Below are 26,861 nucleotides of genomic sequence, written 5' to 3' on the forward strand. Positions count from 1 at the left end.
CGGGACGGCGGTCTTGCCGGAGGCGGACGCGCGGGGTTGGCTGGGCGCATGGAAACAGCCGCCGTCCGTGAAGTCGCCGACCGCCTGCTGCTCGCCTACGAGAAGGGCGAGCCGACCGCGCCCGTGATCGAGACGCACCCGGACGCCACGATCACCGACGCGTACCGCATCCAGCAGGAACAGGTGCGGCGGTGGGTGTCCGACGGGGACGTCGTCAAGGGGCACAAGGTCGGGCTCGCGTCGAAGGCCATGCAGCAGCAGATGGGTGTCGACCAGCCGGACTACGGGCACCTGCTGGCCGGCATGTTCCACCTGGAGCACCAGCCGATCAGCGCCGCGAGCCTCCTCCAGCCGCGGGTCGAGCCGGAGATCGCGTTCGTGCTCGGGCGGCGGCTCTCCGGGCCCGGCGTGACGGTCGCGGACGCGCTGCGTGCCGTCGATTTCGTGGTGCCCGCGCTGGAGATCGTGGCGTCGCGGATCACCGACTGGCGGATCTCCATCGTCGACACGATCGCCGACAACGCCTCCTCCGGTGGCGTGGTGCTGGGCAGCAAGCCGACGCTGCTGTCCGATGTGGACCTCCGGCTCACCGGCTGCTCGCTGCAGCTGGGCGGCGAGCTGGTCGCCACCGGGGCGGGTGCGGCCGTGCTCGGCTCGCCGGTCAACGCCTTGGTGTGGCTCGCGAACACCATCGGCCCGCTGGGCATCGACCTGGAGCCGGGGCACGTCGTGCTGCCGGGCTCGATGACCCGCGCGTACCCGGTGAGCGCGGGGGACACGGCGGTCGCCGACATGGGCGAGCTGGGCACGGTGACCGCCGTGTTCACCGCCTGACCTCACTCCACCAGCAGGTCCTCGATCGTGATCGGGATGTGGCGGACGCGGATGCCGGTCGCGTTGTAGACCGCGTTCGCGATCGCGGCCGCCACGCCCACCACGCCGATTTCGCCGAGCCCCCGGGCGCCGACGTCGTTGTGGAAGGTGTCCGGGTACTCGACGAACTCGACGTCGACCTGCGGGATGTCGGCGTTCACGGGCACCAGGTACCCGGCGAAGTCGCCGTTCGCGAACCGGCCGTTGTCCTCGATCTCCAGACCCTCGTGCAGCGCCGCCGAGACGCCCCAGATCATGCCGCCGCTCAGCTGGCTGCGCGCCAGCTGGTCGTTGATGATCCGGCCGCCGTCGAACACGCCCAGCAGCCGCGAAACCCGCACCTCGCGGGTGAGCCGGTGGACGCGGACCTCGCAGAACTGGGCGCCGAACGAGCTGAACGAGTGCTTCGTCATCTCCTCGCCGGGCGCGGACGAACCGACCGCGGCGACGGATTCCTCGCCCACCGCCCGCAACAGCTCGCCGTAGGGCATGGTGCGCCCGCCGCCGTGGACCTGGCCCTCGGCGTAGGTGACCTCCTGCCCTTCGAACGGTGCGCCCGGCGCCGAAGCCAGCTTCAGCAGGGCGTCGAGCACCTCCGCGGTGGCGGCCATGATCGCCGTGCCGGTGCTCGCCGTGGCGGACGAACCGCCGGACATGCCGCCCGGCGGGAACAGCGAGTTGCCCAGGCGCGGGGTGATGCGTTCCGGCGCGATGCCCAGCGACTCCGCGCCCACCGTCGACACCACGGTCAGCAGGCCCGTGCCCGGGTCGGCGCCGCTGGTGGAGATCACCGCGGTCTCGTCGGCGTTCAGCCGCACCTCGACCGACGAGGGGAACCGGATCGCGGGGAACATCGCGGTCGCCACGCCGAGGCCCACCTGCCAGTCGCCGTCCGTGCGGCCGTTCGGCGTGCGGTGGATCCAGCCGAAGCGCTGCGCACCGGTGGTGAAGCACTCGTCGAGGTGCTTGCTCGACCACTGCAGGTCCTGCCCCGGCGGGGCGATCGAGTTGTTGCGCAGCCGCAGCTCGATCGGGTCCACGTCCAGCGCGACGGCCAGCTCGTCCATCGCGCTCTCCAGCGCGAACGAGCCGGGCGCCTCGCCAGGCGCCCGCATGAACGTCGTCTGCGGGAGGTCCAGCCGCACGACCCGCTGGCTGATCCGGAGGTTCCGGGTGGCGTACGACCGCAACGAGCTGGAGTGGGAGGTCTCCTCGACGAACGACCCCGAGCGCGGCAGCGTGCACCACGAGTCGTGCTTGAGCGCGAGCAGCGTGCCGTCGCGGTCCGCGCCCAGGGAGATCTCCTGCAGGGTCGCCGGGCGCGTGGCCGTCGCGGTGAACACCTGTTCCCGCGTCAGCGTCGCCTTGACCGGGCGGTTCAGCGCCCTCGCGGCCGCGGCAGCGAGGAAGCCCGGCACGGAGGTCCGGCCCTTCCCGCCGAACGCACCGCCGACGAACGGGTTGACCACATGCACCTGCGCGGGCTCCAGGCCCAGCGCTCCGCTCAGCTCGTACGCCAGCAGGTTGCTGCCCTGGTTGCCGCTGTACACGGTCAGCACGCCGTCCTCCCACACCGCGACCGCGGAGTGCGGCTCCATCGCGGCGTGGTTCTGCGTCGCGGTGCGGTAGGTCGCCGACACGACGACCGGGCTGTCCGCGAGAGCGTCCTCAATGGACTCGACGCCGTCAGCGAGCACGGTGACCACCGGCTCCGCACCGCCCAGGAGCTCGGGCGGGTCCTCGGCGTCGTCGAGGTGGTCCTCCAGTGACGTCCTGGCGGGTAACTGACGGTACGTGACCTCGACGAGCATCGACGCGTCCCGCGCCTGCTCGAACGTCTCCGCCACGACGAACCCGATCGGCTGCCCGTACCACTCGACGTCCCTGTTCCGCAGCGGCAGCCAGGCGTCCCCCGGGATCGGCATCGGCGGGGGCGTCTGGAGCTCCAGCGGGTCGAACGGCGTGTAGACCGCGAGCACGCCGGGCGCGCTCTTCGCCGCCGTCACGTCCATCGCCTCGATCTCCGCGCGGGCGACCGTGCTGGTGACCACGCAGCCGTAGACCATGCCGGGGAAGTTGTTGTCCGCCGCGTACTTCGCCCGCCCGGCGACCTTGAGCGGGGCATCCAGCCTGCCGGTCATCGGCGGCTCCCTTCGGTCAGTTCGAGCAGCGCGCGGACGATCGTCCGCTTGAGCAGGGAAGCCTTGAAAGCGTTGTGCGCCAACGGCCTCGCGCCCTCGACGGCCAGCGCGGCGGCCTGCTCGAAGGACTCCTCGGTCACCGGCTTGCCACGCAGGGCCTCCTCGACGGCGGTCAGCCGCCACGGCACGGTCGCCACGCCACCGGCCGCGACCCGGGCGTCGACGATCCGCGAGTCCTGCACGTCGAGCGCCACCGCAGCGGAGGCGAGCGCGAACTCGTACGACTGCCGGTCACGCACCTTGACGTACGTGGAGTTCGCCGCCCAGTCCAGCCGCGGCACGCGCACCTCGGTGATCAGCTCGCCGGGCCGCAGGTCGTGCTCCACCTCGGGCGTTTCCCCCGGCAGGCGGTAGAAGTCGGTGAGCTTGACGGTGCGGGTGCCGTCCGCGCCCGCGAGCACGACCTCGGCGTCGAGCGCGACGAGCGCCACCGCCACGTCACTGGCGTGCGTGGCGATGCAGGCGTCGCTCGTGCCGAGAATCGCGTGCATCCGGTTGACGCCTGTGATCGCCGAACAACCCGAGCCCGGCTCGCGGCGGTTGCACGGCATGGCGACGTCGCGGAAGTACGTGCAGCGCGTGCGCTGCATGAGGTTCCCGCCGATGCTCGCCATGTTGCGCAGCTGCTGCGACGCGCTGAGCAGCAGCGCCCGCGAGATCACCGGGTACACCCCGGGGTGCGCGGCGATGTCGGCCATCCGTTCGAGCGCGCCGAACCGCAGGCCGTCGGCCGTGTCGATGCCCCGCAGCGGGAGGTCGTTGATGTCCACGACGTGCCGTGGCGTCAGCACGTTGAGCTTCATCAGGTCGACGAGCGTGGTGCCGCCGGCCAGGAAGGCCGCGTCGGCGGAGAAAGCGCTTTCAATGGTGGGAGCGGTGGTCAGTTCAAACGGTCGCATCAGCGTTCTTCACCTGTTCCACGGCTGCGACGATGTTGGGGTAGGCGGAGCAGCGGCAGAGGTTGCCCGACATGAACTCACGGACGTCCTCGACGTCTTGGCGCACGGCGGCCACGGCCGACATGACCTGGCCGGACGTGCAGAAGCCGCACTGCAGGGCGTCCTGCTCGACGAACGCGCGCTGCACGGGGTGCAGATCGTCCTCTGTGGACAGTCCTTCGACCGTCGTCACGGGGCGCCGCACGGTGGCGGCCAGCGTGAGGCACGACAACACGGGCTTGCCGTCGACGTGCACGGTGCAGGCGCCGCACTGGCCCCGGTCGCAGCCCTTCTTCGGACCGGTGATGCCGAGCCGTTCCCGCAACGCGTCCAGCAGCGTCACACCGGGTTCGACGTCCAGCCGCTCGGTCCTGCCGTTGATTTCCAGCGAGATTTCCATGATGTGGTTGGGTCCCTTTCCCCCGGGCCCTCGGTGGAGTGCGACCTGGTTGCGGATAGTCATCCGCTTCGCTCTTCCGAAGCTAGCGGATTACAATCCGCTTGGCAACGGGCGAGCAGGAGGAACCATGGCGACGGGATCGGTCAGTCCGCGGCGGGCGGACACCCGGCGCAACCACGAGCGCATCCTCGCCGTCGCGGCGGAGTCGCTGACCTGCTCGGACGAGGTGTCGTTCAACGCTATCGCGAAGAAGGCCGGCGTGGGGGTCGGCACGGTGTACCGGCACTTCCCCACGCCGGAGTCGCTCATCCTCGCCGTGTACGAGCGCGAGGTGCGGCACCTCGTCGAGGTCGTGGCGGACCTGCTGCGCCGGTACCCGCCGGACCGGGCGTTCCGGGTGTGGGTGGTCGACCACCTGGCGCACTACATGATGTCCAAGCGCGGCCTCGCGGACGCACTCCGCCGGGCGACGTCGGCGCGGGGTGAGCTCCCGGCACACGCGTACGAGTCACTGGTCGCCGCGGTCGCGACCCTGCTGCGCGCGAACATCGACGCGGGCACGGTCCGCGCGGACCTGAGGCCGGAGGCGCTGGTGCGGGGCCTCGGCGGGCTCTGGTACCTCCAGCCGGAGGAGAACTGGAAGGCGCAGACGGAGGAGCTGCTGGACCTGCTTTGGCGGGGCATGCGGACGGAGTGACTCGCACCTAGAGGGCGGCCGCGAAACGCTCCACGTGGGCGGCGACCTCGTCGGGGACCTCCAGCGGGGAAAGGTGCCCGGTGTCGCGGAGGACGGACATCGTCGCGGTCGGGAGGACCGGCAGCAGGCGTTCGGCGAGCACGGCGGGTGGATCGACCCTGTCGTGCTCGCCCGCCAGCACCAGGACCGGCACCTCGATCGCGGCGACGGTGTCCGCGATGTCCTCGATGATGCCGTGCCGGGGCCAGGCCAGGCGGGCCTCCGTCGTGACGTTGAGGCTGTCGGCGACAACCCTTGCGGGATCGGGCAAAGCACGGTGGGTCAGCACGTGGTCCAGCGCCGCGGTCACGGTTTCCGCGTTGTCGTAGGCGTGGGCGAGCGCCTCCCGTTCCTCCGCGCTCACCTCGGCGGGCCTGGGTGGCGCCGGGGCCACGAGTACCAGCCCGGCCAGCCCGTCCGGCCTGCGTGCCGCGACCAGTTGCGCCACCTTCCCGCCCATCGAGTGTCCGATGAGGACATACCGTGACAGCCCCAGCTCGTCGACCACCCGGAGCGCGTCGTCGGCGAGCTGGGTCAGCCCGTACGGTCCCGGCAGCTCACGCGCGGCACCCCAGCCCCGCTGGTCGTAGCGCACCACCGGTCGTCCCGGCAGCCGCTCGGCCACCGGCGCGAAGGTCTCGCCGGAACCACCCCAGTAGTGCAGGAAAACCAGTGCCGTCCCGGTTCCTGGCTCGTAACTCACCGGGAGGCCGCCCGCGACCGTCTTCACATTCTTCGCTTCCATGCCTCCGACGCTAGGCGCGGCACCGGGGCCACGACGAGGTACGCTTCGGTCTGGTCATGGTGAAAAACGGACAGCAGCGCATCAGAACGCTGCACTACCGCGTCGCGGCGGACTCGCCTTCCGGGGTGGAGGTGCTCACCTTTTCCCGGCTGCGTCTGATGCCCGCGGGAAAGCAGTGGGACACCGTGCACCGGGCGGACTTCCACGTGCTCGCGCTGGGCAGGTCCGGTCGAGGCACGGTCGTGGTGGATTTCGTCCGGCACCCGCTCGACGCCGACCGCGTGGTCTGGATCCGCCCGGGGTGGACGCACTCGTGGGCGGACATCGCCGCGGTCGAGGGCCTGGTGGTGTTGTTCCGGCCCGAGTTCGTGCCCCCGTCCTCGCCGGGTGCCGATGTCCTCGGCCCGGTGAGCTGGCAGGTGGACCGCCCGGACCTGGTGCGGCTCGCCGCCGATCACCTGCGCCGCGAGTACGTTGAGGGAGACGCCGAGATCCTGCGTCACCTGCTGGAGGTGCTGCTGCTGCGGGTCGCCGGCGGCGCGCCGCGGCCGGCCGACGGGCGGGAGGTGTTCACCGCCTTCAGCCGCGCGGTCGAGGCGGAGTACGCGCGTTCCCGTGAGGTCGAGTGGTACGCCCGCCGACTCGGCTACTCGCCGAGGACGCTGCGCCGCGCCACGCAGGAAGCGGTGGGCGTCGGAGCGAAGCGGTTCATCGACGACCGGGTGGTGCTGGAGGCGAAGCGCCTGCTCGCGCACACCGATATCACGGTCGCGGAGTGCGCGCGCCGCCTCGGTTTCGACGATCCGGCGAACTTCGCGAAGTTCTTCCAGGCCCGCGCGGGAAGCACACCCGGCGCGTTCGCGGAGTCGGTGCGCTAAGTGGCGGGGGTCAGGTTCCGCCACCCGCACCGCCACGCAAGCCGCTGTACCCGGTCTAAGCCGGTTCCGGGTGGCCGAGTTTGGTGAGCCAGAGGCGGAACACCCGGTGCAGCGACTCGGCCCCGACCAGCTCGCCCGGGGGCTCGAACTCACGGGGGTACAGCAGGAAACCCCGCTCCTGCGGGCCGCCGAAGCCACCGTGGGAGCCGACGTGCGGTTCGAACGGGGAGGCCTCGTCGGTCTCCGGGTCGTAGCGGCTGTTGATCATGATGTCCGGGCAGTGCGGGAACGAGTCCACGCGCTTGATGAGGTCCTTCGCGTGCCGGTTGAGGCGCTGCAACGGATCCGAACCCACGACGAAACCGCTGTCCAGCCGGTGCAGCCCGTCCCGGTCGAGCACCACCGGCCCGAACTCCGCACTGCGCACCAGCAGGAACCCGACACCCGGGTGGTCCACCAGCGCCGGCAGCAACTCCGGGTACTCCCGCTCGATCGTCTCCAGCTCGACGCGGCCCTCGTGCTCCGTGAACGACACCATCGCGACGTGCCCGGACACCGTCACCACCACACCCGGCGCCACGCGCGTCACCTCGCCCGGGCCGCCCGCGTCGGCCCGCGGCCGGTGTTCGAGACGGCCCGCCTTGCGCGCCCTGTCCCGCAGGCGCTGCGCGATCGGCCCGCCGCCCGACGCCACCTCGGCCTCCGGCGTCGGCCCACCACACAGGCGCCCGACCAGCTCCTCCACCGACTCCCCGAACCGGTCCGCGAACGCCCAGCCCTGCGTCTGCCCGTGGTCGGACAGCACGACGAGGTGGTACCGCCGCGGCGCGAGCTTCGACGCCCGGTGCAGCCGCCCGATCTGCTGGTCGATCGCCCGGAGCACGGCGAGCGAGTCGAACCGCTCGATGCCCGAGTGGTGCGCGACCTCGTCGTACCCCAGGAAGTCCGCGTACACCACCGACCGCCCGGCGAGCATGTCCTCCAGCACCGCCGACACCACGACGTCCCGCGCGATGACCGTCGTGCCCGGCCGCGCGAGCGGGTACAGCCCGCCGCGCTTAACCCGCGGCCGCACCCCGGCCCGCCGCTGCTTCGCGGCCGCCGACAGTTCTCGGGCGACGTCCACCAACGCCGATCCCAGCGTGTGCACAGCGTTCACCGGGTTCGCGAAGTACGCGTAGTAGCCCGTCCCGACCCGGTCGGCGCGCCGCCGCCGCAAACCCTTCGGCAGCAGCACCGAAACCGCGCTCATCGTCAGGCTGTAGTGCGGGGCGTCGCCGGTGAACAGGTTGCCGTGGCTCGCCCCGTCGACCGCGAGCAGCCCGCGGCCGTCGGAGTGCCGCCGCTCGATCTCCGCGGCGTCACGCGGGTGCGCGCACGCCATCACGTGGTCGCGATCCTTCTCGTACCAACGGAAACCGAGGATGTCGGAGTTCGAGCCGTGCAGGATGCCCGCGACGCTCGCGCCCGTCTGCGAGCTCCAGTCGGTCTGCCACGACGTCAGCGAGTGGCTGTCGGCGGCCAGCCAGCGCGCCAGCGTCGGCATGTCGCCGTCGCGGACCGCGCGCCGCACCACGTCGTAACCGAGCCCGTCCACCTGCAGGAAGATGACGCCGGGCGGCTGGTCGGCCTGCCGCTCCGGGTGGCGCCTGCTGCGGCGCACCGCGCGGCGGAAGAAGATCTCGTCCTCGTCCAGTGCCAGCACGCTGCTGACGAGCGCGTTCACCACGGAGATGCCCACCACCACGACCACGGCGGTGCGCAACCCCGCGACCTCGACCCCGGGCACCGCGGCGAGCGCGGCGAGGGCACCCGCGCCCAGCAGCAGGAAACTGCCTACGCCGAGCGTGAACAACGCCACCGGCAGGGCGATCCGCAGCACCTGCGGCCACACCACGCTCGTCAGCACCGACAGCAGCAGCGCGCACACGATCGGCTGCCACCAGCTCGGCATGGCGAAGCCGTCGAGCCAGATGTCCAGCCCCCGCAGGGAAAGCGCCACGGTCAGCAGCACCAGCACACCGCGGGCGATGGTGCGGCCACGCCGCAGCAGGCGGCCGCGTTCCGCCTCCGTCATTTCCCCACCCCTGTTTTCGCCCGCCGCCGTTTCGCGACGAGGTTCAGCACGACCGTCACCAGCAGGACCAGCACCGCCGCGAGCGCGGTGGCCACGAGCGGCGAGTCGAAGATGCCCCCGCTCAGCACGCCCAGCAGAGCGTAGGCGACCGCCCACAGCACACACGCGACGAGCGTCGCGGGCAGCAGGCGCCGCCACGGGTAGGAAACCGCGCCTGCCGCGAGCAGCACCGGGATGCGGCCCGCGGGTACGAGCCGCCCGATCACGATCAGCTGCCAGCCACGCCGCTCGAACCGCACGCGCGCGGAGGCGAGCCGGTCCGCCCCCTGCCCGCGCGCGAGCCAGCGCACCGCGGCGGTGCTGCCCAGGCGTGCGGCGGCGAACGTGGCGACGTCGCCGATCCCCGCACCGAGCGTGGCGAGCAGCAGCACCAGCGGCAGGGACAGGTGCGGTGTCGTCATCGCGATCGCGGCGGCGCCGCCGACGAGGGCACCGGTGGGCACGACGGGCACGATCGATCCGATGAGGACACCGAGGAACAGGGTGGGGTAACCGATCGACGACGTGTCCGACCAGTCGAGCGCGAGCGTCACGGGCGTACGCCGGTCAGCCGCACGTGCTCCCCGGGCTCGGTCACCCGCACCTCGGTGTGGGCCGCGGCCGCCTCCGCGAACCGGCGCGGCGGCTCGACCAGCAGCCGGCGCATCTTCTTCGTGCGCGCGATCCCCGGCACCGCGAGCGTGCCCCAGTGCACCGGCACGGTCACCGCGGGCTTGATGAGGCGGGCCGCTTCGGCGGCGCGCACCGGGTCGAGGTGGCCGGGGCCGAGCGACGGCCCCCAGCCCCACACCGGCAGCAGCGCGACGTCGATCCCGCTCAGCTGGGCCATTTCCCCGTACAGGTCGGTGTCCCCCGCCACGTACACCCGCCGTCCGCGCGCCTCGACGAGGTGGCCCACGGCGGGCGCGTGCGGACCGTGGGTGAAGCGCGGACCCCAGCGGTGCCCGGCGTGATCGGCGTACAGGGCGGTGATCGTCAGCTCACCGTCGGTGAGGCTCTCGCCGACGCCGAGTTCGTGCACCCGCCGGAAACCCCGGCGCCGCAACCAGTCCCCGGCCCCGCGCGGCACGACGACCGGCACGTCGGCGCCCAGCAGCCGCAGCGACGGCAGGTGCAGGTGATCACCGTGCAGGTGCGAGATGAGCACGAGATCCGTGCCTGCCCAGGCATCCGGCGGCAACGGCGGCGCGACGCGGCGCAGCCCGCCGACCGTGCCCGTCAGCACGGGATCCGTGAGCACCACCCGGCCGGCTGTCTCCAGGCGGACTGTCGAGTGGCCCAGAAAGCGCATCGCCAGTCCGTCCACACGGTCATTATCCACGGCGGAAGGCCTCCGGCGGCGCACTCGCGGGGCCCGCGCCGCCGTGGGGGAAGTAACACTACGGTTACCGAACCGGACGTGCCACCTGCCCCGGCGAGGCCCGCACAGCCCCGCCCGGATCCCTGTTTCCGCTGCTCAACCCCGGTGCGGGACGGTAAGACCGAAGGAAGGTCGACAGTCAACGCCCGCGTGGCATTTCCCACGCGACGCGAACGACGTATGTCGATAACGCCGAATTCACACTACTGTCATAAGACCCGGCGAACCCGGGAGTAACAACCGCGCCGTCGAAACGGGCCCCACCACGCCCGGGGAGACACGCGCGCTCAAATCGAAGATCGCCCAAGGACGTGCGTACCCGACGACTAGCGGCCACCCGCTGATGTGTGGCCGGGCGATGGCGTCTGCCCTTGTGCCGCCTAGCCCGTTTCCCCTTCTCGACTGACCATCGCGGCCCGGGACGGCTCCGTTAGCAGGTCTGCCAAGACCCGCTCGATCGAGTGAACCCCCGGGCTGCCTACGCCCAAGGAGGCGGCCAGCCGTGACCCGCCACAGTTCGACCGAGCCCCAAGGCTTGTACGACGCGCAGTACGAACACGACGCCTGCGGCGTCGCCTTCGTCGCCGATCTCGCCGGCCGGAGAGACCACGAGATCGTGAAGAAGGCGCTCGTCGCGCTGCGCAACCTCGAACATCGCGGTGCTCGCGGAGCCGAACCCGATACCGGCGACGGCGCGGGGATCCTGATCCAGGTCCCGGACGCCTTCTACCGCGAGGTCGTGGACTTCGCGCTGCCCGAAGCCGGTCACTACGCGGTGGGCACGGCGTTCCTGCCGGTCGACGAGACCGCGCGCGGCCGGGCGATGAGCGCGATCGAGGGCATCGCCGCCGAAGAGGGCATGTCGGTGCTGGGCTGGCGGGAGCTGCCCGTGGACCCCGAACACGTGGGCCCGACGGCGAAGAGCGTCATGCCGCACTTCAGCCAGCTCTTCCTGGCCGCCCGCGAGCCCGAGGTGAGCGGGCTGGCGCTGGAGCGGCTCGCGTTCTGCGTGCGCAAGCGCGCCGAGCACGCGCTGGAGCCCGAGGGCGTCTACTTCCCCAGCCTGTCGTCGCGGACGATCGTCTACAAGGGAATGCTGACCGAGCCGCAGGTGGAGCGGTTCTTCCCGGACCTGACCGACGGGCGCGTCGTGAGCGCCATCGGGCTGGTGCACTCCCGCTTCTCCACCAACACGTTCCCGTCGTGGCCGCTGGCGCACCCGTACCGGTACGTGGCGCACAACGGTGAGATCAACACGTTGCGCGGCAACCGGAACTGGATGGACGCGCGCGAGTCGATGCTCGCCACGGACCTGATCCCCGGCGACCTGTCGCGGCTCTACCCCATCATCACGCGGGACGCGAGCGACTCGGCGACGTTCGACGAGGTGCTGGAGCTGCTCCACCTCGGCGGCCGCAGCCTGCCGCACGCGGTGCTGATGATGATCCCCGAGGCGTGGGAGAACCACGAGGAGATGGACCCCGCCCGCCGGGCGTTCTACGAGTTCCACTCCTCCCTGATGGAGCCGTGGGACGGCCCCGCGCTGGTGTCGTTCACCGACGGCACGCAGATCGGCGCGGTGCTGGACCGCAACGGCCTCCGCCCGGCCCGCTACTGGGTCACCGAGGACGGGCTCGTCGTGCTCGCCAGCGAGGTCGGCGTGCTGGAGCTGGACCCCGCGAGCATCGTGCGCAAGGGACGGCTGGAGCCGGGCCGCATGTTCCTCGTCGACACCGCGCAGGGGCGCATCATCGACGACGAGGAGATCAAGGGCGAGCTGGCGGCGCAGCACCCGTACGCCGAGTGGATCGACAGCGGGCTGGTGCGGCTGGAAGAACTGCCCGAGCGCGACCGCGAGGTGCCCACGCACGCGTCGCTCGTGCGGCGGCAGCAGGCCTTCGGCTACACCGAGGAGGAGCTGGAAACGCTCCTCGAACCCATGGCGCGCAGCGGGGCCGAGCCCATCGGCTCGATGGGCAACGACTCCCCGCTCGCCCCGCTGTCGAGTAAACCGCGGCAGATCTTCGACTACTTCAGCCAGCTGTTCGCGCAGGTGACCAACCCGCCGCTGGACGCCATCCGCGAGGAGCTGGTGACGTCGCTGGGCACCCAGCTCGGCGCGGAGCCGAACCTGCTCGACGCGGGCCCGGAGCACTGCCGCAAGATCGTGCTGCCGTTCCCCGTGCTGGACAACGACGAGCTCGCCAAGCTCGTGCACATCAACGACGACGGCGACCTGCCGGAGTTCCAGGCGGTCACCGTGCAGGGCCGCTACCGCGTCGACGGCGGCGGCAAGGCGCTCGTCGAGCGGCTGAACGAGATCTGCGCCGAGGTGTCCGAGGCGATCGAGGACGGGGCGCGGCTCATCGTGCTGTCCGACCGCGGGGTCGACGAGCGGCACGCGGCGATCCCGTCGCTGCTGCTGACCGGCGCGGTGCACCACCACCTGGTGCGGCAGAAGACCCGCACGCAGGTCGGGCTGATCGTCGAGTCCGGCGACGCCCGCGAGGTGCACCACATCGCGCTGCTCATCGGGTACGGCGTCGCCGCGGTCAACCCGTACATGGCGATGGCGACCGTCGAGGAGCTGGCGCACCGGGGCAAGATCCCGGGTGTCACGCCGCAGCAGGCGACCCGGAACCTGATCAAGGCGCTGGGCAAGGGCGTGCGCAAGACCATGTCGAAGATGGGGGTGTCCACTGTGGCCTCCTACACCGGCGCCCAGATCTTCGAGGCGATCGGGCTCGGCGAGGAGGTCGTCGACACCTGTTTCCGCGGCACCACGTCGCGGCTGGGCGGCGTCGGTTTCGACACGCTCGCCGAGGAGGTGGCGCAGCGGCACAAGCGCGCCTTCCCGCGCGACGGCATGCGCCCGGCGCACCGCGAGCTGGAGACCGGCGGGGACTACCAGTGGCGGCGCGAGGGCGAGCCGCACCTGTTCAACCCGCACACGGTGTTCAAGCTGCAGCACTCCACGCGCACCGGGAAGTACGAGATCTTCAAGGAGTACACGCGCGCGGTCGACGAGCAGTCCGAGAAGCTCATGACCCTGCGCGGGCTGTTCGAGTTCAAGGAGGGCCTGCGGCCGCCGGTGCCGATCGAGGAGGTCGAGCCGGTCTCGGAGATCGTCAAGCGGTTCGCCACGGGCGCCATCTCCTACGGCTCGATTTCGCAGGAGATGCACCAGACGCTGGCGATCGCGATGAACCGGCTGGGCGGCAAGTCCAACACCGGCGAGGGCGGCGAGGACCCGGAGCGGCTCTACGACCCCGAGCGGCGGTCCGCCGTCAAGCAGGTCGCGAGTGGACGGTTCGGCGTCACCAGCGAGTACCTCGTCAACGCCGACGACATCCAGATCAAGATGGCGCAGGGCGCCAAGCCCGGCGAGGGCGGGCAGCTGCCCGGCGCGAAGGTGTACCCGTGGATCGCGAAGACGCGGCACTCCACGCCGGGTGTCGGGCTGATCTCCCCGCCGCCGCACCACGACATCTACTCGATCGAGGACCTGGCGCAGCTGATCCACGACCTGAAGAACGCCAACCCGGCCGCCCGCATCCACGTGAAGCTGGTGTCCGAGGTCGGCGTCGGCACGGTCGCGGCGGGTGTTTCCAAGGCACACGCGGACGTCGTGCTCATCTCCGGGCACGACGGCGGCACCGGTGCTTCGCCGCTGTCGTCGATCAAGCACGCGGGCGGGCCGTGGGAGCTGGGGCTGGCCGAGACCCAGCAGACGCTGCTGGCGAACCGGTTGCGCGACCGCATCGTCGTGCAGACCGACGGGCAGCTCAAGACCGGCCGCGACGTGGTGATCGCGGCGCTGCTCGGCGCGGAGGAGTTCGGTTTCGCGACCGCGCCGCTCGTGGTGTCGGGCTGCATCATGATGCGCGTCTGCCACCTCGACACGTGCCCCGTCGGCGTCGCGACGCAGAACCCGAAGCTGCGGGAGAAGTTCAGCGGCAAGGCCGAGTACGTGGTGAACTTCTTCGAGTTCATCGCGCAGGAGGTCCGGGAGTACCTGGCGCGGCTGGGTTTCCGGTCCATCGAGGAGGCCGTCGGGCACGCCGAGGTGCTCGACAAGCGCCGCGCGGTCGACCACTGGAAGGCGGCCGGGCTGGACCTGTCGCCGATCTTCCACGTGCCCGAGCTGGAGCCGCGGGCGGCGCGGCACCGCGTCGTCGCGCAGGACCACGGGCTGGACAAGGCGCTCGACAACACGCTGATCCAGCTCGCCGAGGGCGCGCTCAACTCGGGCGACAAGGTGAAGCTGGAACTGCCCGTGCGCAACGTGAACCGGACCGTGGGCACGATGCTGGGTTCGGAGCTGACCAAGCGCTGGGGCGGCGAGGGCCTGCCGGACGACACGATCGACGTGACGTTCACGGGCACCGCGGGCCAGTCGTTCGGCGCGTTCCTGCCGCGGGGCATCACGCTGCGGCTGTTCGGCGACGCGAACGACTACGTGGCGAAGGGCCTGTCCGGCGGGCGGGTCATCGTGCGGCCGGACCGGAGCGCGCAGTTCACCGCGGAGGAGCACATCATCGCGGGCAACGTGATCGGCTACGGCGCGACCGGCGGCGAGATCTTCCTGCGCGGCAAGGTCGGCGAGCGGTTCTGCGTGCGCAACTCGGGCGCGCTGGCGGTCGTGGAGGGCGTCGGCGACCACGGGTGCGAGTACATGACCGGCGGGCGCGTCGTCGTGCTCGGCCCGGTGGGGCGGAACTTCGCGGCCGGCATGTCCGGCGGCATCGCCTACGTGCTCGATCTGCCCGCGCTGCGCGTCAACCGGGAGATGGTGGACCTCGACCCGCTGGACGACGAGGACGTCGAGTTCCTCCGCGACGCGGTCGAAAAGCACTACGTGGAAACGGAATCGGCGGTGGCGCACGCGCTGCTGGCCGACTGGGACGCGGCCGTCGCCCGGTTCGGCAAGGTCATGCCCAGCGATTACAAGCGAGTTCTGCAGGCCCAGGCCGCGGCGGAGAGGGACGGCCGCGACGTGAACGAGGCGATCATGGAGGCCGCACATGGCTGACCCGAAGGGTTTTCTGACGACGCCGCGCGAGACGCCGAAGACCCGTCCGGTGCCGCTGCGGCTGCTCGACTGGCGCGAGGTCTACGAGGACTTCCACTCGACCAAGCTGGAGAAGCAGGCCGGGCGCTGCATGGACTGCGGTATCCCGTTCTGCCACCAGGGTTGTCCGCTGGGCAACCTCATCCCGGAGTGGAACGACCTGGTGTGGCGGGAGGACTGGCGGGACGCGATCGAGCGGCTGCACGCCACGAACAACTTCCCGGAGTTCACCGGCACCCTGTGCCCGGCGCCGTGTGAGACCGCGTGCGTGCTCGGGATCAACGACGATCCCGTGACGATCAAGCGCGTGGAGATCTCCATTGTGGACCGTGCGTGGGAGGAGGGCTGGGTCACGCCGCAGCCGCCTGAGGCGAAGACGGGCAAGAAGGTCGCCGTCGTCGGGTCCGGGCCCTCGGGACTGGCGGCGGCACAGCAGCTGACCCGCGCGGGCCACGACGTGGTGGTGTTCGAGCGGGCGGACGCGATCGGCGGGCTGCTGCGGTACGGGATCCCGGCGTTCAAGATGGAGAAGTGGCGGCTGGACCGGCGGCTGGACCAGATGCGCGCGGAGGGCACGGAGTTCCACACCGGGGTGAACGTCGGCGTGGACGTGACCGCGGACGAGCTGCGTGCGCAGTACGACGCCGTGGTGCTCGCCGGTGGGGCGACGGCGTGGCGCGACCTGCCGATCCCCGGCCGTGAGCTGCCGGGCGTGTACCAGGCGATGGAGTACCTGCCGTGGGCGAACCGGGTCGCCTCAGGTGAGCTGGCCGAGCCGCCGATCTCGGCGGACGGCAAGCACGTCGTGGTGATCGGCGGCGGTGACACGGGCGCGGACTGCGTCGGCACGGCGCACCGGCAGGGCGCGCTTTCGGTGACGCAGCTGGAGATCATGCCGCGGCCGCCGGAGTCGCGGTCGGAGGCCCACCCGTGGCCGATGTACCCGATGATCTTCCGGGTGTCGTCGGCGCACGAGGAGGGCGGCGAGCGCCTGTACTCGGTGAACACGCAGGAGTTCCTCGCCGACGACGACGGGAACCTGCGGGCGCTGCGGCTGGTCGAGGTGCGCAACGAGGGCGGCAAGTTCGTTCCGGTCGAGGGGACCGAACGGGAACTGCCCGCGCAGCTCGTGCTGCTGGCGATGGGTTTCGTCGGTCCGCAGCGCGAGGGTCTGCTCGAGTCGCTGGGCGTCGACCTGGACCAGCGGGGCAACGTCGCGCGGAACGCGGAGTACCGCACGAACCTCGACAACGTCTTCGTGGCGGGCGACATGGGCCGCGGCCAGTCGCTGATCGTGTGGGCGATCGCGGAAGGCCGCTCCGCCGCGGCGGCGGTGGACCGCTACCTCGTGCCGGAGCGTGACCTGCTGCCGGCACCGATCCGGCCCACGGACCGGCCGATCGCGTAAGAGGATCACCCGAAAAGCCCTCTGTGCGTCACGTAAGTACGGCGCGCAGGGGGCTTTTCGCTGTCCTCGTTGCGCCATCCGAGTGAAAAGCCCCGCGTACTGCATCCGGGCGGTGGAATTCGGCACTTAGGGAGGTCAGCAGGTTCACCGAAGAGGGGGCTCTCATGGCCGTTGACCTGTCCACCCCGCTGTCCTGGAAAACCGCCGACGGCGACGCCGCCACGATGCTGGACGAGCTGCAGCCGAACATCCTGAAGGCACACGTCCGCGATCACCTTTCCGTGCTGTTCCTGGGTTTCGGGGACGCCGGGGAGGCGAAGACGTTCCTCGGGGCGGTGGCCGGGCTCATGAAGTCCGCCAGGACGCACCTGGAGGAGGTCGAGGCGTTCAAGTCGGGCGGTGGCGGCGGCACGCCGTACGTCGGGGTCGGGCTGACCGCCTCGGGCTACGCGAAGCTCGGCATCACGGCGGTACCGGAGAACGGGCCGTTCCAGCAGGGGGCGAAGCAGTCGGCCGCCACGCTGCGCGACCCGGACCCGGCGACGTGGGAACAGCCGTACCAGGCCACGATCGACGCCGTAGTCCTGGTGGGTGACGCGAGCACGGCGACGACGCGGACGAAGCGAGCCGAGTTGCTCGCGTTGCTGCCGCCGTCCGTGACCGTGCTCGGCGAGGAGACCGGGCGCGGGCTCACCAACGACAACGGCGACGGGATCGAGCATTTCGGGTACGTCGACGGGCGCAGCCAGCCGCTGTTCCTCACCGAGGACGTGGAGCTCGAGCGCGACACCACGGACGGGATCAACGAATGGGACCCGGCGGCTCCGTTGAGCCAGGTCCTGGTTCCCGATCCCGCGGCGCCGGACCCCGGCGTGCACTTCGGCAGCTACTTCGTGTTCCGGAAACTGGAGCAGAACGTGCAGCTGTTCAAGCAGGCGGAGCAGGACCTCGCCGAGGAACTGGGCCTGAAAGGCGAGGACGCGGAACGCGCCGGCGCGATGCTGATCGGCCGTTTCGAGGACGGCACCCCGCTGGTTTCGCAGAGCGCCGCGGGCGCGAACTCGCCGGTGGAGAACGATTTCAGCTACGACAGCGACAAACTGGGGCAGAAATGCCCCTTCCACGCGCACATCCGCAAGACGAATCCGCGGGGCTCGGGTGGTTTCGAGGCGCCGGAGGCCGAGCGGAGGCACCTGATGGCGCGCCGGGGGCAGACCTACGGCAGGCGGCTGGACGACCCCAGCGCGGACCTGCCGCCGGTGGTCCGGCCGACGAAGGACGTCGGACTGCTTTTCATGGCGTTCAACAGCGACCTGGTCAACCAGTTCGAGTTCACGCAGCTCAACTGGGCGAACAACGCCGGTTTTCCGAGCACCCCGGACGGTTCGCGGCCGGGACTGGACCCGGTGATCGGCCAGGGTGAGCGCCCGGACCCGAGTTATTCGCGGGACTGGGGCCGCAATGGCGCGCAGGTGGTGGACCCGATTCCGCAGGCGGTGACGGTGAAGGGGGCGGAATACTTCTTCATGCCGTCCCTTGCCTTCTTGCGGGGTCTGTGAGAAAACGTCGGACAACCCGCCGGAAGACCTCCGGCGGGTTTCCCCGAACAGCCGATTTCCGACGTGCCGGGAAAGCGGGTAGTAGTTGGGCGTGAATCGAGACGAACGCCTGAACACGCTGCTCGAAATGGTCGGGCGGCGGGACAGGATCGAGGTCGAAGAAACGGCGAAAGAGCTTCGGGTTTCCCCCGCCACCATTCGCCGGGACCTCGACCACCTGGCCGGCAGGCAGTTGCTGATCCGGACGCGCGGCGGTGCCGTGCGCAGCTCGGTCGCCTACGACCTTTCGCTGCGGTACGGCGCGGGCAACCACGCGGAGGAGAAACGGCGCATCGGCGAGGTCGCGGCGCAACTCGTCCGGCGCGGCATGATCGTCGGCTTGAACGGCGGCACGACGACGACCGAGGTGGGTCGCGCCCTGGCGGTGCGCCCGGAGTTCAACGAAAGCACGACGGTCCCCGCGCTGACCGTGGTGACGAACGCGCTGAACATCGCACACGAGCTGGCGGTGCGGCAGTGCCTCAAAATCGTGACGACGGGCGGGGTGGCGGGCACGGGCACGTTCGAACTGACCGGTCCACTGGCGACACCCGTGCTGCGGGAAGTACGGCTCGACCTGGCGTTCATCGGAGTGGACGCCCTGGACGCGGCGCGCGGCTTGTACCACGGACAAGAGGCGGACGCGGAAGTCACGCGCCTGCTCGCGTCGCAGGCCCGCGAGGTGGTGGCGGTAGCGGACAGCACGAAACTGGGCGCGTTCGCCTTCGCGAGGATCTGCGCCACGAGGGACGTGCAGATGTTGATCACCGACACGAACGCCGACCCAGCACACATCGCCGCCTTCGAAGCAGAAGGAACACAAGTACTACTGGCGTGACAGGGGGAGGGGCCCACCTCGCAATGCGAAGCGAGCAGGGGCCCACCGCCCACACCCACCCCCGCCCCGATCCCCAGCCGCACTTACGGCCGCTCCGGCGTGTCAAGGGTGGCGAAGCCATCGCGAAGCGACGCCGAAGGCGCCCTTTACACGCCCCGAGCGGCCGTTGAACACTCAAGGATCGGGGCGGGGGTGGGCCCCTGAACAGGGCGGCCACGCCCGGTAGACCCCGGCACCCGACGCGCCCCAGGCGCTGGCCGCCAGGCGCAGGGCGCCCGGCGCCCGACCGCCGAACGGCGGCGGTGGCGGTGGCGGCCGGTGACCGGGCGGCTGGTGGCGGTAGCCGGTGGCGGCCGGGCGGCCGGTGGCGGCCAGTGGCGGAACGCCAGGTGCAGAGCGCCGAGCACCCGACCGCCACCGGCCCGTGGCGGCGGCGGTGGCGCTGGCCGGGGCCGGTGGCCGGTAGCCAGTGGCCGCCGGGCGCACGGCGCTGGGCGGCCCGACCGCCGAACGGCGGCGGTGGCGGTAGCGGCCAGTGGCCGGTGGCCGGGCGGCGGCCGGTAGCCGGTCGCAGTAGCGATGGCCGGTCGCGATGGCTGGTGGCGCTGGCCGGGGCCAGTAGCCGGTCGCCGGTCGTCAGTAGCCGGTAGCCGGTGCCGGTGAGACTTCCCGCCGAGCACCAAGCACCCCCCCCCCCACCCCACCACCCCGGAACCCCTCCACATTGACCCCACCCCGCCCCTGGTTTACCGTGGGACGGCAAGGCGATGGCGACCGGAAGCGGTGAGAATCCGCGCGGACGCGCCACTGTGACCCGGGCCTAGGTCCCTGGGAAGTCAGACCCGGACCATCGCGAGCACCCCGAGCAGGCCGCGCACAGCCCGAGGAGGACCTCATGACCCAGGCCGCCCACACCATCCCGGCGCCGATCCCCGTCCGCATCCCGATCCGGCAGATCGTGCCGTGGGCGGTGCTCGTCGGCCTGCTCGCGTTGATCGCACTTTACTTCGTCACCACCGAGCAGGGCGCCGCCTCGGTGATCGCGAACCACTACGTCCACGAGTTCGTCCACGACGGACGGCACCTGCTCGCCTTCCCCTGCCACTGACATGATGAGGACACTGCTGGTCCGCGGGATGCTCGCGGGCCTGGTCGCCGGTGTGCTCGCCACCCTCTTCGCCTACGTGTTCGGCGAACCGTCGGTGGACCTCGCCATCGGGTTCGAGCACGAGCACGGCGAGGAGCTCGTCAGCCGGACCACCCAGAGCACCATCGGCCTGTTCGTCGGCGTCGGGGTGTACGCGATCGCCATGGGTGGCTTGCTGGCCTTGGCTTTCGCGTTCGCCTACGGCCGGATCGGGCGGTTGCGGCCGCGGCACACGGCGTTGCTCGTGACCGCGGCGGCGTTCGTGGTGGTCGTGCTGGTGCCGTTCCTCAAGTACCCGGCCAACCCTCCCGCCGTCGGCCAGGAGGGGACCATCCAGTCCCGCACGGAGCTGTACTTCGCGTTCGTCGCACTGTCCATTGTGGCCGGTATCATCGCGACGCTCGCGGGCCGCACGCTCGCCGACCGGTACGACGCCTGGACGGGCGGGATCGCCGCGTGCCTCGGTTACGTCGTCGTCATGGCGTTGTGCGCGTGGCTGCTGCCGGTCGTCGACGAGGTGCCCGCGGACTTCCCCGCCACGACGCTGTGGAGCTTCCGCACGTCCTCGCTCGGCACGCAGCTGACACTGTGGACGGTGTTCGCGCTCGTGTTCGGCACGCTCGCCGACCGCGCGTTCACAAGATCCGCTGCCCGTCCGGTGCCCCAGCCCGGATGAGCCGCAGGAGCACGTCCGTGTCGAGGTGCTCCGCCACGGCGTCGGCGAGTCTGTCCACCATGGACTCCCGCAGTGCCGAAAAGCCCGGCGCCCCAACGCTCGGGGACCACGACACCCCTGCCTGCGCCGCTGCTTCGGTCAGCCACGCCCGGCGGAAGCCGTCGTTGTCGAGCGTGCCGTGCCACGTCGTGCCCCACACCGGGCCGACGCGCCAGCCGTCGAGGAACGGTTCCGCGTCGCCGTGTGCTAGCGCGCTGCCGTGGTGGATCTCGTACGCCTCGACCTCGTGCCCGCGCCAGCTGCCCACGGGACGCGCCAGCACCTTCTCCGGCGAGAACGACACCGTCGTCGGCAACAGCCCGAGCCCGCGCACGCGGCCGGCACCGGACTCGACGTCGTCGTCGATCTCCTCCGCCAGCATCTGGTAGCCCCCGCAGATGCCCAGCACGGGACGGCCCGCGCGGACCCGCTCGGCCAGCACGTCGTCGAGGCCCCGCGCCCGCAACCAGCCGAGGTCGTCAACCGTCGCGCGTGTGCCCGGCAGCACCACGATGTCGCTCGTGCGCACCACGTCCGGTTCGGCCGTCAGCTGGACGTGCACGCCGGGCTCGGCCGCGAGGGCGTCCACATCGGTCGCGTTGGAGGCACGCGGGAAACGCACCACGGCCACGCGCAGCGAACCGCCGTCCTGCTCGCGGCGCCAGCCCGCCGCGGCCAGCGCGTCCTCGGAGTCGATCCACACCCCGTCGAGCCACGGCAGCACACCCAGCACGGGACGCCCGGTCAGCTCCTCGATCCGGTCGAGGCCCGGCCGCAGCAACCCCACGTCACCACGGAACTTGTTGACGATCCAGCCCGCCAGCAGTGCCTGGTCGGCCGGTTCCAGCAACGCCTGCGTGCCGTACATCGCGGCCAGCACGCCGCCACGATCGATGTCGCCGACGACGAGCACCGGCAGGTCGAACCGCCGTGCCAGCCCCATGTTCACGTAGTCACCCGCGCGCAGATTGATCTCCGCGGGACTGCCGGCGCCCTCGCACACGACCACGTCGAACCGGCTCCGCAGCTCCTCGAACGTGTCAAACGCGAGTTGTGCAAGCGCTTTCCGGCCCGTCGCGTACTCACCCGCTTCGAGCGTGCCGAACGGTTTGCCGAGCGCGATGACGTGACTGCGGTGGTCGCTGCCGGGCTTGAGCAGCACGGGGTTCATCGCCGCTTCGGGCTCGACACCCGCGGCCCGCGCCTGCAACCACTGCGCTCGCCCGATTTCCGCGCCGTCCGCGCAGACCATCGAGTTGTTGGACATGTTCTGCGCCTTGAACGGCGCGACCCGCAGCCCCTGCCGCGCCAGCCACCGGCACACGCCCGCCGTGACGAGGCTCTTGCCGGCGTCCGAAGTGGTGCCCGCGATGAGCAGTCCCCTCACCGCGCCACCGCCGCGGCGAGTGCGGCCAGTCCGACGGCCTTCGACAGCCGGACCGAGCGGTGCAGGTCGGCGGTGCCGGGCGCGGGCCCGTCACCGAGCGTCCCGCGGTCCTCCGTGCGGCCGCCGTAGCTGTTCACCCCGCCGAGCCGGACGTCCAGCGCTCCGGCGAAGGCTGCCTCGACCTGCCCCGCGTTCGGGCTGGGATGACGACCGCCGTCGCGCCGCCACACCCGCCACGCGCGCGCCGGGCTGCCACCCACGAGCGGGGCGCAGGCGACCGCGGCGAGGGCGCCGAGCCGGGCGGGCACCAGGTTCGCCACGTCGTCCGCGCGGGCCGAGGCCCAGCCGAAGCGTTCGTAGCGGGGCGAGCGGTGGCCGACCATCGCATCGAGGGTGTTGAGCGCGCGGTAACCGAGCAGGCCGGGCAGCCCGGCGACCGCACCCCAGTACAGCGGTGCGACGACGGCGTCCGACGTGTTCTCGGCGATGGATTCGGTGGCGGCGCGCGCCAGCTCCTTGGTGTCCAGTCCGGTCGCGTCACGACCGCAGAGGTGGGACAGGCGGTGCCGCGCGGCGAGCACGTCTCCGGCGTCGAGCAGGCGGGCCATGGTGGCGCCTTCCCGCGCCAGGCCGCGGCCGCCGAGGACGGTCCACGTAGCCAGCGCGGTGGCGGCGAAGCGGGCGACGGGACGGCGTCGCGTGGCGACGTGGGCAAGCGCGCCGAGCCCGGCAGCTGCCCCGGTGCAGATCGCGGTGTAGGCGGCGCCCCGGGGTCGCGAGTCGGCCCACATCCGGCGTTCCAGCGCTCCCGCGACCCGCCCGAACAACGCGACCGGGTGACCGCGGCGGGGGTCGCCGAAGGCCGCGTCCAGCGCGTATCCGGCGGCCAGCCCGAGCCTGGTCAACGATCTTGCATACACCACGCACACGACCGTAGCGCTTGCACGAGAATGCCGGGTATGACCAAGCTGACCCAGCGGCTCGCCTCCTCGCTCGAGACCGCCGCGCGGCTGCTCCGCCGGTACTCCAGCGACGAAGCGAAGGTGCTCGTCCTCGGCGGCGTCCGCTCGGGCAAGTCCCGGCACGCCGAACGCCTGATGAACCGGCACCCCGAGGTCGTCTACGTGGCGCCCGGCTACCCGGCGAGCGACGACGACCCCGAGTGGGCCGCGCGCATCGCGCTGCACCAGGCCCGGCGCCCGGCGAACTGGCGCACGGTGGAGACGTCCGACCTGGCCGCGACCGTGCGCAGAGCGTCCCGCCCGCTGCTGATCGACTGCCTCGGCACGTGGGTCAGCAGGGTGCTGGGCGAGGTCGGCGCCTGGGAGCAGGCGAAGGGCTGGGAGCTGCGGCTGGACGACCGGCTGGAGGAGTTCCTGGCCGCCTGGGTGAACGCGCACGTACCGATCGTGGCGGTCAGCAACGAGGTCGGCATGGGTGTGGTGCCCGCGACGGTGTCCGGGCGCGTGTTCCGTGATGTGCTGGGGGCGTTGAACAACCGGGTCGCCGCGGAGTCGGACAGCGTCCAGCTCGTGGTGGCCGGGCGCGTGCTGCGCCTCGGCGAAAGGGCATTGCTGTGATCGACGTTCCGCTTCCGGACTCCCGCGCTCGCGAGGAGGCACTGGCCCGGCTCGATGCGCTCGTGAAGCCGGTGGGCGCGCTGGGCAGGCTCGAAGAGCTGGCGGCGTGGCTGTCCGCCGCGCACGGCGTGGTGCCGCCACGGCCCATCGAGGACGTGCGGGTGGTGGTGTTCGCCGGTGACCACGGGGTTTCGGCGACGTCGGCGTACCCGCGCGAGGTCACCGCTGCGATGGTGCGCGTGTTCCTGGCGGGCAAGAGTGGCGTGAACGTGCTGGCGAAGCAGGTCGGCGCCCGCGTGCGGGTGCTGGACATCGCGGTGGACGACGACCTGGCGGACGTGCCCGAGGACGTGCGGGCGTACAAGATCCGCCGCGGCTCGGGCTCGATCGACGTCGAGGACGCGCTGGCACCGGGCGAGGCTTCGCGGGCGTTCGACGCGGGCCGCGAGGTGGCCGACAAGGAGATCGACGACGGCGCGGACCTGCTGATCCCCGGTGACATGGGCATCGGCAACACGGCGGTGGCGGCGGCGCTGGTCGCGGCGGTGCTCGGGCTGCCCGCGGCGGACGTCGTCGGCACCGGCACCGGGATCGACGAGGCCGGGCGGGCGCGCAAGATCGCCGTGGTGGAGCGGGCGCTGGCGCGGCCGCGGGGTGACGGCCCGTTCGACGTGCTGACCGCGATGGGCAGCGCGTGTGCCGCCGCGACGGCGGGTTTCCTGGTGCAGGGCGCGGTGCGCGGGGTGCCGGTGTTGCTGGACGGCGTGTTCTCGGGTGCGGCGGCGTTGGTGGCGCGGGAGATCGCGCCGGACGCGGTGCACTGGTGGCTCGCCGGGCACCGGTCGACCGAGCCGTCGCAGGCGTACGCGCTCAAGGCGCTGGGGCTGGCGCCGATCCTCGACCTCGGGCTGCGGCTCGGCGAGGGCAGTGGCGCCGTGCAGGCGGTGCCGACGCTGCGGGCGGCGCGGGCGGTCCTCGCCGAGATGGGGCTGCTGGCCGATCTTGCTTGACGCACTGCGCATGGCGGTCGGCACGCTGACGGCGCTGCCCGTCCCGCCGCCGTCCCGGATCGACCGCCGCGTCGCGGGCGGCGCGATGGTGCTGGGCCCGGTCGCGGTGCTGCCACTCGCGGCGTTGGCGGGGCTCGTGCTCTACGCGGGGCAGCTGCTCGGGCTGCCGCCGCTCGCCGTCGCGGGCGTGGCGGTGGGCGCCGTGGCGCTGGGCAGCCGCGGGCTGCACCTGGACGGGCTGGCGGACACGGCGGACGGGCTCGGCGCTTCGTACGACCGCACGCGGGCGCTGGAGATCATGCGGCGCGGTGACTCCGGGCCGACCGGGGTGGCCGCGCTGGTGCTGGTGTTGATCGTCCAATGTGGAGCGATGGCCGCGGCCGGGCCGTGGGCCGGAGCGGCGGCGGTCGTGCTGGGGCGGTGCGTGCTTTCGTTGTGCTGCACGGGGTTCGTGCCGTCGGCGCGGCCGGAGGGGCTGGGCGCGACGGTGTCCGGCTCGGTGCCGGTGCCGCTCGCGGGGCTCGTCTTCGCGCTCGCGGCGGGGTTGTCGGTGCTGTTGCCGGGGTTGCCGTGGTGGCGCGGCCCGCTCGCGGTCGCCGTGGCGTACGCCGTCGCGGGGCTGTTGTTGTGGCGCTGCGTGCGCAGACTGGGCGGGATCACCGGGGACGTGCTGGGGGCGTGCGTCGAGGCGGCGACGGCGGCGGCGCTGGTGGCGCTGGCCTGACGGCTGCGGGGGTGGCTGGGCTGACGGCTGGGATCCGCCGCGACCGCGGCGGCGCTGGCAGCGCTGGCCCGCTGGCTCGGCGGCCGAGAACCGCGAGCGGCGGTCGCCGCGCTGGCGGCGCTGCCCTGGTGGCGCTGGCGCCGAGGCTCACGTGCGCCAGCAGCCGATGGCTGAGATCCGCCAGCGGCGGCCGCGCCATGCGTCGTGGCGCGGATCGCGCTGCTAGCCGCCGAGATCCGCCGCCGCGCCGCGCCAGCCGCCCCACACCGCGCCAGCCCGCCAAACCGCGCCCGCCACGCCACCCGCGCCGCGCGCGGCCCACCGCCGCGCCTACTCCTCCGCCCGGTCCACGGCGTGGCGCAGCGCGTGCTCGGTGATCCGGAAGTGCTCCCGCGCCACGGCGGCCGCCGCGTCCGGGTCGCTGTTCGTGATGGCCTCCACCAGTGCCCGGTGCTGCGGCAACGCCATCTCCCGCAGCTCCGGCGTGAACGGCTCGTGGCTGATACCCAGGCTCACCTGCGCCAGCAGCTGACGGCTGAGGTCCGCGAGCGGCGGGTTGTGCGCCGCCGTGGCGATGCTGCGGTGCAGCTCCACGTCCGCGGCCCGGGCGCTCACCCCGTCCTGCGCCTCCTCGTACCGCCGGAGCGCGCCGAGGATCGCCGCGTCGTCCTCCAGCGTGTGCCGTTCGGCGGCGGTGCGGGCGATCAGCGACTCGATGAGCCGCCGCAGGTCGAACAGCTCCTCCAGCTGGTCCCAGTCCTTGCCGAGCAGGTCGCGCACCACCCCCGCGGTCCGCTCGCCCCAGTCCTGCCGCACGAACGACCCGCCCGTGCGGCCACGCCGGATTTCGACGTATCCCGCCTCTCGCAGGTCCGCGAGCGCGGCTCGCACCGTCACGCGGCTGACGGCCAGCATGTCGGCCAGGTCCCGTTCGGCGGGCAGGCGCTCCCCCGCCGAATAGTCACCCACGGCGATGGCGGCGATCAACCGGTCGGCGACGGCCTTGGCCGCGGACACCGGTTGGACGGGCGTCGACAACTCGCGCTCTTCGGACACCCGCACATCGTAAATTCCGGATTAAAGGTATAACTGGAGTACCTTTGCGGAGTACCCTA

Annotated in this window: 22 protein-coding genes; 12 read left to right on the forward strand and 10 right to left on the reverse strand. The window is 71.8% G+C overall.

The annotated features are described in order from the left end of the window. Positions 1–48: 48 nt before the first annotated feature. Positions 49–834: a 2-keto-4-pentenoate hydratase gene (locus ABFX51_RS10775; RefSeq protein WP_091504562.1), complete on the forward strand. Its 786-nt coding sequence runs from the start codon at positions 49–51 to the stop codon at positions 832–834. Positions 835–836: 2 nt separating this feature from the next. On the opposite strand, the gene ABFX51_RS10780 is transcribed toward ABFX51_RS10775, so the two are convergent. The 3 genes from ABFX51_RS10780 to ABFX51_RS10790 are packed head-to-tail and all read right to left on the reverse strand — an operon-like array spanning position 837 to position 4,412. Further along, a complete protein-coding gene (locus ABFX51_RS10780) occupies positions 837–3,014 on the reverse strand; it encodes a xanthine dehydrogenase family protein molybdopterin-binding subunit (RefSeq protein ID WP_091504563.1) in 2,178 nt (725 codons plus the stop codon). Continuing rightward, positions 3,011–3,973, reverse strand: coding sequence for an FAD binding domain-containing protein (locus ABFX51_RS10785; protein ID WP_346053622.1), 963 nt, complete (start codon positions 3,971–3,973; stop codon positions 3,011–3,013). The genes ABFX51_RS10780 and ABFX51_RS10785 overlap by 4 nt, the downstream gene beginning before the upstream one ends. Then, the gene (locus tag ABFX51_RS10790; RefSeq protein ID WP_346053623.1) at positions 3,960–4,412 is read right to left on the reverse strand and encodes a (2Fe-2S)-binding protein; all 453 of its coding nucleotides are present in this window, start codon (positions 4,410–4,412) and stop codon (positions 3,960–3,962) included. Before ABFX51_RS10790 ends, ABFX51_RS10785 begins: the two co-directional genes overlap by 14 nt. A 127-nt stretch (positions 4,413–4,539) precedes the next feature. On the opposite strand from ABFX51_RS10790, the gene ABFX51_RS10795 reads away from it, so the two are divergent. Next, on the forward strand, positions 4,540–5,109 hold the full coding sequence (locus ABFX51_RS10795; protein WP_346053624.1) for a TetR/AcrR family transcriptional regulator: 570 nt from the start codon (positions 4,540–4,542) through the stop codon (positions 5,107–5,109). A gap of 7 nt (positions 5,110–5,116) precedes the next feature. Here ABFX51_RS10795 and ABFX51_RS10800 read toward each other — a convergent pair whose 3' ends face one another. Next, positions 5,117–5,893, reverse strand: coding sequence for an alpha/beta fold hydrolase (locus ABFX51_RS10800; RefSeq protein ID WP_346053625.1), 777 nt, complete (start codon positions 5,891–5,893; stop codon positions 5,117–5,119). 56 nt (positions 5,894–5,949) lie between these two features. Here ABFX51_RS10800 and ABFX51_RS10805 point away from each other — a divergent pair, with 56 nt between their 5' ends. Then, the gene (locus tag ABFX51_RS10805) at positions 5,950–6,771 is read left to right on the forward strand and encodes a helix-turn-helix domain-containing protein (protein WP_346053626.1); all 822 of its coding nucleotides are present in this window, start codon (positions 5,950–5,952) and stop codon (positions 6,769–6,771) included. A gap of 55 nt (positions 6,772–6,826) precedes the next feature. Here ABFX51_RS10805 and ABFX51_RS10810 read toward each other — a convergent pair whose 3' ends face one another. The 3 genes from ABFX51_RS10810 to ABFX51_RS10820 are packed head-to-tail and all read right to left on the reverse strand — an operon-like array spanning position 6,827 to position 10,214. Further along, positions 6,827–8,848: a phage holin family protein gene (locus ABFX51_RS10810; protein ID WP_346053627.1), complete on the reverse strand. Its 2,022-nt coding sequence runs from the start codon at positions 8,846–8,848 to the stop codon at positions 6,827–6,829. Next, on the reverse strand, positions 8,845–9,441 hold the full coding sequence (locus tag ABFX51_RS10815; protein ID WP_346053628.1) for a DedA family protein: 597 nt from the start codon (positions 9,439–9,441) through the stop codon (positions 8,845–8,847). The genes ABFX51_RS10810 and ABFX51_RS10815 overlap by 4 nt, the downstream gene beginning before the upstream one ends. After that, on the reverse strand, positions 9,438–10,214 hold the full coding sequence (locus tag ABFX51_RS10820) for an MBL fold metallo-hydrolase (RefSeq protein WP_346053629.1): 777 nt from the start codon (positions 10,212–10,214) through the stop codon (positions 9,438–9,440). The genes ABFX51_RS10815 and ABFX51_RS10820 overlap by 4 nt, the downstream gene beginning before the upstream one ends. A 556-nt stretch (positions 10,215–10,770) precedes the next feature. Between ABFX51_RS10820 and gltB the strand changes: the two genes are divergently transcribed. The 6 genes from gltB (at position 10,771) to ABFX51_RS10850 (ending at position 21,006) form a co-directional block, all read left to right on the forward strand. Continuing rightward, positions 10,771–15,300: a glutamate synthase large subunit gene (gltB, locus tag ABFX51_RS10825; RefSeq protein ID WP_346053630.1), complete on the forward strand. Its 4,530-nt coding sequence runs from the start codon at positions 10,771–10,773 to the stop codon at positions 15,298–15,300. Continuing rightward, entirely contained in the window at positions 15,293–16,747 is a 1,455-nt protein-coding gene (locus ABFX51_RS10830; RefSeq protein ID WP_346053631.1) for a glutamate synthase subunit beta, read from the forward strand. Before gltB ends, ABFX51_RS10830 begins: the two co-directional genes overlap by 8 nt. A 164-nt stretch (positions 16,748–16,911) precedes the next feature. Further along, entirely contained in the window at positions 16,912–18,306 is a 1,395-nt protein-coding gene (locus tag ABFX51_RS10835; RefSeq protein WP_346053632.1) for a Dyp-type peroxidase, read from the forward strand. A gap of 91 nt (positions 18,307–18,397) precedes the next feature. After that, positions 18,398–19,183 carry a DeoR/GlpR family DNA-binding transcription regulator gene (locus tag ABFX51_RS10840; protein ID WP_346053633.1) on the forward strand — a complete coding sequence of 262 codons (786 nt, stop codon included), beginning with the start codon at positions 18,398–18,400 and terminating at the stop codon, positions 19,181–19,183. Between the two features lie 895 nt (positions 19,184–20,078). Beyond that, positions 20,079–20,291, forward strand: a complete 213-nt coding sequence (locus ABFX51_RS10845) for a CbtB domain-containing protein (protein ID WP_346053634.1) — start codon at positions 20,079–20,081, stop codon at positions 20,289–20,291. 1 nt (position 20,292) lies between these two features. Next, the gene (locus ABFX51_RS10850) at positions 20,293–21,006 is read left to right on the forward strand and encodes a CbtA family protein (RefSeq protein ID WP_346053635.1); all 714 of its coding nucleotides are present in this window, start codon (positions 20,293–20,295) and stop codon (positions 21,004–21,006) included. On the opposite strand, the gene ABFX51_RS10855 is transcribed toward ABFX51_RS10850, so the two are convergent. Further along, positions 20,966–22,432: a cobyric acid synthase gene (locus ABFX51_RS10855; protein WP_346053636.1), complete on the reverse strand. Its 1,467-nt coding sequence runs from the start codon at positions 22,430–22,432 to the stop codon at positions 20,966–20,968. The genes ABFX51_RS10850 and ABFX51_RS10855 overlap by 41 nt on opposite strands. Further along, on the reverse strand, positions 22,429–23,355 hold the full coding sequence (locus ABFX51_RS10860) for a cobalamin biosynthesis protein (protein ID WP_346053637.1): 927 nt from the start codon (positions 23,353–23,355) through the stop codon (positions 22,429–22,431). Before ABFX51_RS10860 ends, ABFX51_RS10855 begins: the two co-directional genes overlap by 4 nt. Positions 23,356–23,391: 36 nt before the next feature. Here ABFX51_RS10860 and cobU point away from each other — a divergent pair, with 36 nt between their 5' ends. The 3 genes from cobU to ABFX51_RS10875 are packed head-to-tail and all read left to right on the forward strand — an operon-like array spanning position 23,392 to position 25,746. Further along, entirely contained in the window at positions 23,392–24,012 is a 621-nt protein-coding gene (gene cobU / locus ABFX51_RS10865; protein ID WP_346053638.1) for a bifunctional adenosylcobinamide kinase/adenosylcobinamide-phosphate guanylyltransferase, read from the forward strand. Then, on the forward strand, positions 24,009–25,022 hold the full coding sequence (gene cobT, locus ABFX51_RS10870; RefSeq protein WP_346053639.1) for a nicotinate-nucleotide--dimethylbenzimidazole phosphoribosyltransferase: 1,014 nt from the start codon (positions 24,009–24,011) through the stop codon (positions 25,020–25,022). Before cobU ends, cobT begins: the two co-directional genes overlap by 4 nt. A 10-nt stretch (positions 25,023–25,032) precedes the next feature. Then, positions 25,033–25,746, forward strand: coding sequence for an adenosylcobinamide-GDP ribazoletransferase (locus ABFX51_RS10875; protein WP_346053640.1), 714 nt, complete (start codon positions 25,033–25,035; stop codon positions 25,744–25,746). 330 nt (positions 25,747–26,076) lie between these two features. Here the strand turns inward: ABFX51_RS10875 and ABFX51_RS10880 are convergent, their stop codons facing one another. Continuing rightward, positions 26,077–26,802: a FadR/GntR family transcriptional regulator gene (locus ABFX51_RS10880; RefSeq protein WP_346053641.1), complete on the reverse strand. Its 726-nt coding sequence runs from the start codon at positions 26,800–26,802 to the stop codon at positions 26,077–26,079. Positions 26,803–26,861 lie beyond the last annotated feature (59 nt).

Source organism: Amycolatopsis dongchuanensis, from assembly GCF_039542405.1.
Taxonomy (GTDB): domain Bacteria; phylum Actinomycetota; class Actinomycetes; order Mycobacteriales; family Pseudonocardiaceae; genus Amycolatopsis_E; species Amycolatopsis_E sacchari.

Coding starts and splice junctions, on each gene's coding strand:
- ABFX51_RS10775 (WP_091504562.1), top strand. CDS start 49: ATGGAAACAGCCGCCGTCCGTGAAGTCGCCGACCGCCTGCTGCTCGCC.
- ABFX51_RS10780 (WP_091504563.1), bottom strand. CDS start 3,014: ATGACCGGCAGGCTGGATGCCCCGCTCAAGGTCGCCGGGCGGGCGAAG.
- ABFX51_RS10785 (WP_346053622.1), bottom strand. CDS start 3,973: ATGCGACCGTTTGAACTGACCACCGCTCCCACCATTGAAAGCGCTTTC.
- ABFX51_RS10790 (WP_346053623.1), bottom strand. CDS start 4,412: ATGGAAATCTCGCTGGAAATCAACGGCAGGACCGAGCGGCTGGACGTC.
- ABFX51_RS10795 (WP_346053624.1), top strand. CDS start 4,540: ATGGCGACGGGATCGGTCAGTCCGCGGCGGGCGGACACCCGGCGCAAC.
- ABFX51_RS10800 (WP_346053625.1), bottom strand. CDS start 5,893: ATGGAAGCGAAGAATGTGAAGACGGTCGCGGGCGGCCTCCCGGTGAGT.
- ABFX51_RS10805 (WP_346053626.1), top strand. CDS start 5,950: ATGGTGAAAAACGGACAGCAGCGCATCAGAACGCTGCACTACCGCGTC.
- ABFX51_RS10810 (WP_346053627.1), bottom strand. CDS start 8,848: ATGACGGAGGCGGAACGCGGCCGCCTGCTGCGGCGTGGCCGCACCATC.
- ABFX51_RS10830 (WP_346053631.1), top strand. CDS start 15,293: ATGGCTGACCCGAAGGGTTTTCTGACGACGCCGCGCGAGACGCCGAAG.
- ABFX51_RS10835 (WP_346053632.1), top strand. CDS start 16,912: ATGGCCGTTGACCTGTCCACCCCGCTGTCCTGGAAAACCGCCGACGGC.
- ABFX51_RS10845 (WP_346053634.1), top strand. CDS start 20,079: ATGACCCAGGCCGCCCACACCATCCCGGCGCCGATCCCCGTCCGCATC.
- ABFX51_RS10850 (WP_346053635.1), top strand. CDS start 20,293: ATGATGAGGACACTGCTGGTCCGCGGGATGCTCGCGGGCCTGGTCGCC.
- cobU (WP_346053638.1), top strand. CDS start 23,392: ATGACCAAGCTGACCCAGCGGCTCGCCTCCTCGCTCGAGACCGCCGCG.
- ABFX51_RS10875 (WP_346053640.1), top strand. CDS start 25,033: ATGGCGGTCGGCACGCTGACGGCGCTGCCCGTCCCGCCGCCGTCCCGG.